Source organism: Gemmatimonadaceae bacterium, assembly GCA_020852815.1.
Classification (GTDB): domain Bacteria; phylum Gemmatimonadota; class Gemmatimonadetes; order Gemmatimonadales; family Gemmatimonadaceae; genus SCN-70-22.
The window spans coordinates 118,121-129,556 of sequence record JADZAN010000047.1 but is presented as its reverse complement, the minus strand read 5'-3'; the positions used below and the strand labels follow the sequence as shown (position 1 = coordinate 129,556).

Below are 11,436 nucleotides of genomic sequence, written 5' to 3'. Positions count from 1 at the left end.
CCGGCGGGAGCGGTGGCGGCGTCCTCACCGCGTGGATGATTGGCCACACCGATCGCTTCCGCGCCGCGCTGGCCTTCTATCCCGTGATCAACTGGGAGTCGTTCTCGCTCACCGCCGACATGGCGCCATCGTCCGTCAACAACTGGTTTCCCGGCTTCCCCTGGGACTTCCCCGAGAACTACGACAAGCGTTCGCTGCTGAGCGTGGTGAAGAACGTGAAGACGCCGACGCTGATCATGACGGGGGAAGAGGACTTTCGCACGCCGATGTCGGAGAGCGAGCAGTACTACAAGGCGCTCAAGATGCGCGGCGTGGAGTCGGTGCTGGTGCGCGTCCCCGGCGAGCCGCACGGCATCCGCCGTTACCCCAGCCACGAAGCGGCCAAGTTGACGACGCTGCAGGGGTGGTTCACGACGCACCGGGCGCCGGTGCAGTAGGGCAGAAGCATGCCCCAGCGAAGGCTGGGGACGAGAAGCCTGTCCGGGGATGAGGGCGTGGACTCTCGTTTTCTTGCGTTTGGGTGGGGGTGTGCGGCTGGCGGGCACGGACAGGGCGGTGATGCAGTGTGCGTGTAGGACGTTGCAGAAGGCCGTCGTGGGCGACGAGCGGTTCTGTTTCGTTAGGCATGCGGGGCGCGGAGGCATACCCGAGGGAGGGCGCCCGCCCGGATGACGCCTTATCGCACAGGCGCGCGCCACCGCCGCGCCACCAGGTGCGCGTCCTGTACGTGTCCGGCGCGTGTCCTCCACGTGTCCGGGGCGTGCCGCGCGCGCGCCCTCACATGAGCCCACCCCCCTCAAGCGGCCGTCACCCAACGACTTGCCGTCTTTCTCCTGCCTCCCCCCTCTCTCCTCCCTCGCCGTTCTTCTTGCGTTTTCGGTCTTTCTTCGGTATCTGTCATCGCCCCGGGGCTAGTCCCCCAACGGCACAGGTGGCACATGCGACAGGCACAGCAGGACGCGCAATCCGCGCAGGCATACTCCCAAGGGACCGACGCGCTCCAGCCGACGCTCCCACTCGCTGAACTGGCCTCGCCCCCTCGGCATCCGGTGGTCGGAAGCCAGAAGGACATTCGCTACTACGGCACCATCGCCACCGGGGTCCTCAACAGCCCCGAAAGCACCGGGATGCCCTTCTGGTCGATCAACCCCTACATCGGCTGTGCCTTTGGCTGCACGTACTGCTATGCACGCTATGCCCATCGGTTCGTCATGGAACGGGCAACACGTGGGACGGGTGACGACAGGCGGGACGCGGACGAGGAACTCCCCCTCGTGCTCGGCGCCGGGAGCGAGGGGACACGGTTCCTCGCCAGCGGCGAGTCGCTGCCGGCCGACGCTGATCGCGTGCCGGTTCCGGACTCCTCCTCCGAAACTTCCGGGGAGGAACTCGAGGAGCTGCCGCCGTGGCTCGCCTTCGAGCGGCGCATCTTCGTCAAGCGCAACGCCGCCCAGGTGCTGCGCCGCACGCTGCAGGGAAGCCGGAAGTCGTTAGGCGCGGTGCGGCACGCGGAACCGATCGTCATCGGGACCGCCACCGACCCGTACCAACCGGCCGAGCGCCACTTTCGCGTCACGCGCCAGCTCCTCGAAACCCTGGCCGAGCTCAAGCGCTTGCGCCTGGTGATCATCACCAAGAGCCCGCTCATCACCCGCGACATCGACCTCCTGTCGCGCATCGCCCGGCGTTCGCGCCTCACCATCCACCTCTCCCTCATCACGCTCGATCGCGACCTCGCCCGCCGCATCGAGCCGCGCGCCCCAACCCCCGAGTCGCGCCTGCGCGCCCTGCGCCGCCTGCACGATGCCGGGATCGACGTGGGGATCAACATCATGCCCGTCCTCCCGGGGATCACCGATCGCCCCGATGCCCTCGAGGCACTCGTCAGGCAGGTCGCCGCCCACGGCGCCTCGCACATCAACGCCTGCGCATTGCGGCTGCGCGTCACCTCGCGCCGCCGCTATCTCCCATGGCTCGACGAGGAGTTCCCCGACCTCGCCCCACGCTACCGCAAGGCGTACGGCAACCACTTCCAGATCGCCGACCGCTATCGTGACGGGCTGCGCCAGTTCCTCAAGCGCGCCTGCCGCAAGGCCGGGATCCGCTACGGCTCCCCCGAGGAGCGCGCCTTCGAAGGAGCCGCTGCCCCCCGTGCCCCCGGCGAGCCGTCGGCAGCTGCAACACCGACAGCTGCAACCAGCCCAGCCTCCACCGAAGCATGGGACGCCGGCCGCTACACCCCATCGGGGCCCGCACGCGCCGGTTCCGTCTGGGACAACGCCCCCATCCCCGTCAGCCGCATCTCCTCCCGCTCCCCGCTCCCCGTCATGGAGAGGGGGCCAGCATACGTCGCGCCCCCCGCCCCCCAGTTCGACCTGGGGCTCTGACGGGGAGAACCGACCCTCCCCGCATTCCCACCATCGCACGCTCCACCTCGTTCCACACTCACCACCAGCTCACACCAGCTCACACCAGCTCACCACCATGTCCACCGCCATCGCCACCGCCCTCGTCGCCGAGTTCGACCAGGAAATCGCCATCACGCGCAGGCTCCTCGAGCGCACCCCGGCCGCCGCCGCCAGCTGGAAACCGCATCCCAAGTCGATGGCACTCGGCCAGCTGGCCTGCCACCTCGCGGAAATCCCGTCGTGGGGCGGGACGATGTTGCAACTGGCGGAACTCGACATCGCCCCCGTGGGCGGCCCGCCCTACACGTCGCCGGCCTTCGAGTCGGTCGATGCCCTCGTCGCCCTCCTCGACCGGAACGCGACCGAGGCACGAGCGGTCCTGGCCACGATGACCGATGAGGAATACCAACTCCCCTGGACGATGCTGATGGGCGGCCAGCGCGTCTTCACCAGCCCGCGCATCGGCGTCGCCCGGACCTGGGTGCTGAACCACCTGGTGCACCACCGCGGGCAGTTCTCGGTCTACCTTCGCCTGCAGGATGTCCTGCTCCCCGGGATCTATGGCCCGTCGGCCGACGATCCGGGTAGCATATAAGGCCGCCGTATCCGCCAGCCGCAAATTTCACCCGTCACCTCGCCCCGCTCGCATGATCCGCCCCGTCATCCGCGCCGACGCCACCACCTGGTGCGCCTTGCGCACGGCCCTCTGGCCCGAAGGCCCCGCCGAGGAACATGCGATGGAGATCGAACGCTTCTTCTGGTCCGCCGAGGCCCCGGCCGCATGCCTGGTCGCCGAGCTGGAGGGTGACGTGGTCGGCTTCGTCGAACTCTCCATCCGCAGCTATGCGGAAGGGTGCGAGACCGACCGGATCGGCTACCTCGAAGGGTGGTACGTCGCCCCGGCATGGCGCCGGCGCGGGATCGGGCGCGCGCTGGTGCAGGCGGCGGAGCAATGGGCGCAGGCGCAAGGCTGTCGCGAGTTTGCCTCCGACACCCTGCTCGACAACGCCGCCAGCCAGGCGGCCCACCAGGCGTTGGGCTTCACCGAGTCCGAGCGGATCGTGTGCTATTGCAAACCGTTGCGTGCCGGTGCGCCGCCGGCACGCACGGACACCTCCGCGCGCCGCCCTCCCTTCCCCCCGTGACCTGACGAGTTCCGACCATGTTCCGCGTCGCGGGGCGGATCGCTGTCCCCTTGAACTTCGGTCTTTGTTCGGTTTCCGCAGTTCCTTCCCGGACATCCGCGTTAGGCACTCCCCGTCCCCGGCCCTCGCTGGGGCAGGCTTTTCATCCCCAGCCTTCGCTGGAGCAGGCTTCTCGTCCATGACGTCTCTCGCCACCCTCCGCCAGCAACTCGCGGCCGTCATCGCCCCACCCCCGCGCCCCGGGAACGGGATTCCCACCGGGATGCCGACGGGAATCGCGGCGCTCGATGCCGTGCTGTCGGACGGCGGGCTCCCCCTGGGGCGGTTGACGGAGATCGTGGGGAGGCGCGGGAGCGGCAAGACGACGCTGGTGCGCGAGATCGTCGCCCAGGCGCTCGCGGACAAACGATGGGTTGCATACGTGGACGCCGCACGCACCCTGGCCCCGGCCGACTGGGCCGCCCTGGCGACGACGGAACGCCTCTGGATCGTGCGCCCGCCGCTGGCCAGCCGCACCACGCCGGCCTCCGCGGTGGCGCACGGCCCCTGGTGCGCCGATGTCCTCCTGCGCAGCGGGGCCTTCGGGTTGGTGATCCTCGATGGAAGCGGTTCGCTTTCGCACGGCGTCGCGGTGCGCCTCACCCGCCTGGCGCGCGAAGGCAATGCCGCCTTCGTGATGCTGCGCGACGAGGAGCCCCTCGAAGGCGGCCACGCCTCCGACCGCGGCGTTGCGGACGGGCGCGCGGCGGGTGGGCACGCTGCGGGTGGGCGCGCGGCGGGTGGGCGCGCGGCAGGCGGGCGCGCTCCGAGTGGACGCGCTGCCGTTGGAGGCGCCGTCCGCCTGCGCGTGCACGCCCACCGCACGCGCGATGGATCACCCATCCCGCCGGGACGACCGCCATGGCGGGAACCAACGCGCCCTCCCTCGCGAGAGCCATCCCGAGCACCCTCGCAAGAACCTTCGCAAGAACCCTCGCGCACGCGAACAGGACGAACGGCGGAGCCCGCACGCCCAGTCCTCGATGACCACGGCGCGCACCATGTCCCAGGCGAAAGCGGGGCGCTTCGTACCCCGCTCGTGTTGCAGGTGACGGTCGAGAAGGGCGGAACGCATCATCTCGTGGAGGTTGGCTGTGCAATCGAAGTGGCGCGTCGCATGTGTGCGCATCCCCAGGTTCCCGATCGGCGCGGCGTGGCAACACGCAATCGCCGCGGGGAACGGACCGCTCCTGACGCCCCCGGGGTCCGACGAACAACTCCTCCTCCCCATGGGAGTGGAGGACGTGGTGATCCCGCGACGCACCGCCACCCCGCCACGCCTCCCAACACACCAGACAACACCAGAACAGCAGGTGCCGCGGGTATCGCAGGTGCCGCAGGTACCGCAGGTGCCGCAGGTGCCGCAGGTACCGCAGGTGCCGCAGGTGCCGCAGGTGCCGCAGGTGCCGCAGGTGCCGCAAGCACCACTGGTGCCACCCTCGCGCACAAGCGCCGATGCGCCGAGCCGGCCATCGCCCGCGACGAGTTCCTCCTCGCCCCCCGCCGTGGATACGACGGGTGGGAGGATGACACCCCCCATCCCCAACACGCCCATCCCCAACACGCCCATCCCCAACGCCAACGCCAACGCCAACACCAACACCAACGCCCCCTGGCCAACGCCCCAACCGACGCCAGCGGCAAACCCCACCGCGAATCCCGCCGCCCGGGCACCGACGATGCTTGCATCTGACGGCCTCAGTGCGTCGCCCAGGCTTGGTGCGCCGCACAGGCCTCATGCGCCGCGCGGGCCTGGTGCACCTGGCGGCACTGGTGCACCTGGCGGCACTGGTGCGCCTGGCGGCACTGGTGCGCCTGGCGGGCCCCTCCCCACGCCGCCCGCCCCCCACTGGGACGCCCTCCCCATCGTCCTCCTCGATGGCCAGCGCGTGCGCGCCGCCACGGCAGCAGCCGGCGACGCCCGCATCCGGGCCGGAATGACGATCGCCGAAGCACGCTCGCGCTGCGCGACACTCCGGGTGGCCCATTGGGACGAGGACGCACTCACGCGTGCCGTGACACGGGCCACGGCCGCCTTCGTGCAGGCAAGCCCGCAAGTGACCCCGGTCGCCGGTAGCCCCGGCACCTGGTGGATCGGCGCCAGTGGGCTCGAAGCGTTAGGCGGCGAACGTGCGCTGGCCCGCCGCCTCCTCGCCCTCGCCCGCCGCTGGCACCCAGGAGCACGCGTCGGGATCGCCGACTCGTGCGTCGCCGCCCGCGCCGCCACGTGGGCCTCCCCCACCAGCCCCACGACACCAGCCAGGCGTTCGCGCGACAACCCGCGCGACAACCCGCACGACAACTCGCACGACAACCCGCGGCGCCCGCGACGCGCGAGCGCCGAGGACGCACCCATGGACGAGGGAATCGTCATCGTTCCACCCGATGGTTGCGCTGCCTACCTCGCCCCAGCCCCCCTCGGCCTGGTCCCGATGGATGAAGAGTTGCGCGAGACGCTGCAGGCGCTTGGGCTGCGCACCGTGGGGGCCCTTGCCGCGCTCACCGTCGAGGACGTGGAACGACGCTGGGGCGAGGAAGGCGTGGCGGCGTGGCGCCTGGCGCGCGGCGAGGATCGCCGGCGCCCGGTGCTCGCCCGCCTCGACGCCCCGCGCGCCGTCGTCGCCGAGCTGTCGCCCAGCGTCCCCTCGGTGGAACCGATCCTCTTCCTCGTGCGAGCTGCTCTCGATCGTTTGGTGCAGGACCTGGTGCATGACGGGCGCTCGGCCGCAGTGGTGGCCATCACCCTGGCCCTCGACGACGCACGCGGGGCGCTCCCGACCGCCACCCGCGCCCACACGATCACGCGCGAGGTGCGCCTCCCGCGCCCCTTGGCCCGCGTGGTCCCGCTCCTCGAGCGATGCCGTGCACTCCTGGAGGAGTGGCGCCTCGATGCCCCGGTCTGCGCGGTAACGGTGGCCATCACCGCCACGGCGCCGCTGCACGGTGCCCAGGGCGAGTTGCTCGACCCGGCCTGGCGCGACCCCGCCGCCGCCGATGCCGCCTTCGCCCGCCTGCGTGCAACGTTAGGCACGGGAGCCATCGTGCGCCCGGTGCTGCGCGACACGCACCGGCCCGAGCGCGCCGGGGAATGGGAACGGGTGGAGGATCCGATGGGGGACGGGAGCGGCGCGAGGGGGGGCGACGGGCGAGGAGGGCTGGCGCGTTCGTCGTCCCCGGCAATCTCCGCACACGCCATCGCAGCGGCCGAGCGCCCACCGGCACGGGACGCGGACCCTGCGCGCGAAGCGTTAGGCACCCGGGCGCTCACCCTCGTGCGCGAAGGCGCCCCCGGCGCCATGCCACGCCTGGCCGCGCGAGCGCTTCCCCCGTCGCTCCTGCGCGCGCCAGCGCTGCGTCAACTGGAGACGCCGGAACGCGCCGAGGTCCGCACCGCCGACGGCCGCGCGACGAGCCCGCCGCGCGCCATCCGGTGGCGCCAGCAGGTGATCACCGTGGCCCGCGCCATTGGCCCCGAACGCCTCACCGGCGACTGGTGGGAATCGGGCTACGCCCGCGACTACTGGCGCTGCGAGGACACCACGGGGACCAGCCATCTCGTCCTTTACCGCGATTGCACCGCCTCCGACAACGCCTGGTTCATCCACGGCTGGTACGACTGACCCCCCGTAGGACTCGTCCCCAGCCTTCGCTGGGGCAGGCCTCTCGTCTTCTCGTCTTCTCGTCTTCTCGTCTTCTGCCGTATACCGAACTGCACTGCCACTCCGTCTTCTCGCTGCTCGACGGTGCCTCCGAACCCGAGGCGCTGGTCGCGCGGGCCAAGGCGTTAGGCATGCCGGCGCTCGCCCTCACCGACCACGACGACCTGGGCGGCGCGGTCCGCTTTGCCCAGGCGGCACGTGAGGCGGGGATCGGCGGGATCCTCGGCTGCGAACTCACGCTCGACATCGACGGCCTCCCATCACACCTGGTTCTCCTGGCCGAGTCGCGCACGGGGTATGGCAACATCGCCTCGCTCATCACGCGGGGGCGGATGGACAACCCGCGCGGGGAGCCGCGAGTCTCGCTCGACACGCTCGCCGCCCACACCGACGGGATCTTTGCCCTCACCGGATGCCCGCGCGGGTGGATCCCCTCGCGGATTGCAGCTGGCGATGTGGACGGGGCGTGCGAGGCGGCCGCCACACTCCTCGACCTCTTCGAGGGGCGCCTCGCCATCGAGGTATGGGATCATCACCTCCCCGAGGAACGGGCCCTCGTCCGCCACCTGATCCCCCTCGCCAAGTCGCTGGGGATCCCGTGGGTGGTGACGAACGACGTGCACTACGCCCTTCCCACGGGGCGGGTGGTCCACGACGTCCTCTCGGCGCTGCGCCACGAGCGGACGCTCGACACGATGGGCCAGCGCTTGCGCCCCAACGGAGAGTGGTACCTGAAGGGGCGCCAGCAGCTGCAACGCCGTTGGCGCGGCGACGACGCCGGGCTGCGCGCATCGCTGGCAATCGCCGAGCGATGCACGTTCCGGCTGGAGGACCTGCGCCCCACGCTCCCGACCTTTCCGCTCCCGCCGGGGGTGAGCGCCGATGAATACCTCGCGCGACTGGTCGAGCAGGGAATCCGCGAACGCTGGGGCGAGCAGTGCACCGACAAGCACCGGGCGCAGGTGGCGCATGAACTCGACACGATCCGGCGCCTGGGGCTCGCCGGCTACTTCCTGATCGTGTGGGACATCGTCCGTTTCGCCCATCGCACGGGGGTGCTGTGCCAGGGGCGCGGCTCGGCGGCGAATTCCGCCGTGTGCTACTGCCTCGGGATCACCGCGGTGGACCCGATCCGGCTCGAACTCCTCTTCGAGCGTTTCCTGAGCGACGAGCGCCAGGAGGCCCCGGACATCGACATCGACTTCGCGCACCGCGACCGCGAACAGGTGCTGCAGTACGTCTATGCACGGTACGGGCGCGAGCACGCGGCGATGGTCTGCGAGCAGATCACCTATCGCGGCCGCTCGGCGGTGCGTGATGCTGCGCGTGTTTTGGGGTTCTCGGTGCAGCAGGCCGACGTGCTCAGCGCCCTCAGCGACCGGTTTTCGGCGAAGGCGACCGCGGAGGCGTTGCGGGGAGGGGCGGCGCCGGCCGACATGCTGGCGCGCGAGTACGACCTCGACCCGCAGAGCGACCGCCCGGGGATTCCCGACGACCCGCGCAGGCAGCGCGACGAGTGGAGTGCCGAACGGCTGCTGGCGGAGCGCATGGGCCAGGGGATGGTGCGGGGGACGGAGGCGACGACGCGGATGCGGGAGGAGAAGGCGGCGCACCGGCGCGGGCTGGGGGGCGAAGGGCGGGAAGAGCGGGACGGGAGACGGGAAAGCTTGCCCCAGCGAAGGCTGGGGGGAGACGGGAGTGCGCCGGAGCGTAGCGCGGGAGAGGACGCGCGGGGGAATGCGCGGGGGGACGCGCGGGGGGACGCGCGGGAGAACGCGCATCGACTGGCGCGAGAGGCAGCGGCGCGAAGCGGGCGCCCGGAGTTGGCAAAGCGGCGGAAGCATGAATGGGATTCCGGCGGCCGGACGCGCGTCGGCGACAGCGGCACGAACGACAGCGGCACGAACGACAGCGGCGCTGGCAACGCTGGAGACCAGGCGGATGGAGGGGCGCCCTTGGATGCGGCGTCGGCCCGGCCCGGAGGGGCGCGCCACTCGAAGGGCTATGAACCGTTCGGCAACGCCAACGCGCAGGTCACGCTGCAGCAGAACACCCGCAACCAGTCGTTGGTGGATCGCCTGGAGGCGGAGGGGAGGTCGTTAGGCACTTCCCGGGACACGGCCGCCGACCCCGCCTCCCCGCTCGCCTCCACCATCTTCGCGCAGGCCGGGCTCGATCCCAACGACCGCCGGGTGCACGTCCTCCCCGACATCGTCGAGGGGCTGCACCAGGCGCCGCGCCACCGCTCCATCCACGTCGGCGGCTTCGTCCTCACCGCCGAACCGTTGCGCACGGTGGTCCCGATCGAGCCGGCGTCGATGCCGAACCGCACGGTGATCCAGTGGGAGCGCGACGACCTCGACCCGGTGGGATTGGTCAAGATCGACTTGTTAGGCCTGGGGATGCTGACGGTGCTGCAGGACTGCCTCAAGTACATCCGCGCCGCCCGCGGGGTCACGCTCGACCTCGGGCAGCTCGACATGACGGACCAGGCGGTGTACGACGACCTGTGCGCGGCCGACACGATCGGCGTCTTCCAGGTGGAGAGCCGGGCGCAGATGAACACGCTCCCGCGCCTCAAGCCGCGCTGCTTCTATGACCTCGTGGTGGAGGTCGCGCTCATCCGCCCGGGGCCGATCCAGGGGGAGATGGTGCACCCGTACCTGCGGCGGCGCGCGGGCGAGGAACCGGTGACCTATCCGCACCCCGCGGTGGAGCCGATCCTCAAGCGCACGTTAGGCATCCCGCTCTTCCAGGAGCAGGGGATGCAGGTGGCGATCGCCGCGGCGGGGTTCACGCCGGGAGAGGCCGACATCCTGCGCCGGGCGATGGGGCACAAGCGCTCGCGCGAACGGATGGCGGCCATCTGCGAGAAGCTCATCACCGGAATGGCGCGCAACGGGATCCCCGAGGATGTCGCACGCCGGATCTACAACCAGATCAACGCCTTTGCCGACTACGGCTTCCCCGAGTCGCACTCGGCGAGCTTCGCGCTCATCGTCTACGCGTCGGCGTACCTGCGCCACTACTACGCCCCCGAGTTCACGGCGGCGATCCTCAACGCACAGCCGATGGGCTTCTACTCGGTGGGGACGCTGATCGAGGATGCGAAGCGGCATGGCGTGGAGGTGCGCCCGGTCGACCTCACGCGCTCGGCCTGGGACCACGCGCTGGAACTGCGGAACGGGAAGGTGGTGGTGCCGGTGGGCGTGGAGGTGGCGATTCGCGTTAGGCAGGACGGGACACCCGACGGGACACTCGATGACCGGCATGCCGACAGGCCTGACGAGCGGCGCGACAGGAGGCAGGCGACGAGAGATGGGAGTGCGGCGCCCGCCGTTCGTCTCGGCCTCCGCCTCGTGCACGGACTCGGCGCCGCCGCCCGCGAGAAGCTCGAACGCGCCCTCGAGCAGGGCCCCTTCCACGACATCCCCGACGTCATCCAGCGCGCAGGGCTCGACCAGCGCGCGCTTCGCGCCCTCGCCGAGGCCGGTGCCTTCGACACCATGGTCCCCGATGTCCCGCCCGCTGAGCGCCGGCGCGTCGCCCTCTGGCGTGTCCTCGAGGCGCTGCGCGGCGACGCCGGCCCCCTCGCCCCATCGCGACCGCGCCCCACGCGCCCCCCACTCCCCGCTATGTCCCGCCTCGAGACCACCGACGCCGACTATCGCCTGACCGGGCTCTCGCTCAACGGCCACCCGATGCGCCACCTGCGAAAGCTCCTCCACCCCAACGGCGTCCGCACATCCCGCGAGCTGCAACAACACGGACGGGACGGCGAACGCGTCGCCCACGCCGGGCTCGTGATCTGCCGCCAGCGCCCAGGAACCGCCAAGGGCTTCGTCTTCCTCTCGCTGGAAGACGAAACCGGGATCCTCAACGTCGTCGTCACCCCCAAGCGCTTCGAACGCCAGGCGTTGATGATCTCCACCTCCCCACTCCTCCTCGTCCGCGGAACGCTCCAGGTCGAGAGCAACGTCGTCAACCTGCGCGGCGAGCAGTTCACCCCCCTCAAGGCCGACGCGGGCGAGGCGTGGGCCCGCAGCCACGACTTCCACTGACGAATGGTCGCCGGAGCACCGGCGAGCCGCGGCGTGCCGCAGTGACCCGCGCCGCCGCGCCCGCAGCCCGCGCGCTCAACGCCCACGCGCTCAACGCCCGCGCGTGCAACGCCCGCGCGCGCAA

General features: G+C 71.1%; 6 protein-coding genes. All 6 read left to right on the top strand.

What is annotated here, in order from left to right; genetic code table 11:
- Positions 1-437: prolyl oligopeptidase family serine peptidase (locus IT359_21725; GenBank protein MCC6931625.1), on the top strand; the 437-nt coding region annotated here is incomplete at its 5' end.
- A 501-nt stretch (positions 438-938) separates the two neighbouring features.
- On the top strand, positions 939-2,387 hold the full coding sequence (locus tag IT359_21720; protein MCC6931624.1) for a radical SAM protein: 1,449 nt from the start codon (positions 939-941) through the stop codon (positions 2,385-2,387).
- Positions 2,388-2,484: 97 nt separating this feature from the next.
- Positions 2,485-3,003: a DinB family protein gene (locus tag IT359_21715; GenBank protein MCC6931623.1), complete on the top strand. Its 519-nt coding sequence runs from the start codon at positions 2,485-2,487 to the stop codon at positions 3,001-3,003.
- 52 nt (positions 3,004-3,055) lie between these two features.
- Positions 3,056-3,553 (top strand): GNAT family N-acetyltransferase, encoded by a 498-nt coding sequence (locus tag IT359_21710; GenBank protein ID MCC6931622.1) that lies wholly within the window; start codon positions 3,056-3,058, stop codon positions 3,551-3,553.
- A gap of 178 nt (positions 3,554-3,731) precedes the next feature.
- Positions 3,732-5,285, top strand: coding sequence for a hypothetical protein (locus tag IT359_21705; GenBank protein ID MCC6931621.1), 1,554 nt, complete (start codon positions 3,732-3,734; stop codon positions 5,283-5,285).
- A gap of 1,878 nt (positions 5,286-7,163) precedes the next feature.
- Positions 7,164-11,312, top strand: a complete 4,149-nt coding sequence (locus IT359_21700; GenBank protein ID MCC6931620.1) for a PHP domain-containing protein — start codon at positions 7,164-7,166, stop codon at positions 11,310-11,312.
- Positions 11,313-11,436 lie beyond the last annotated feature (124 nt).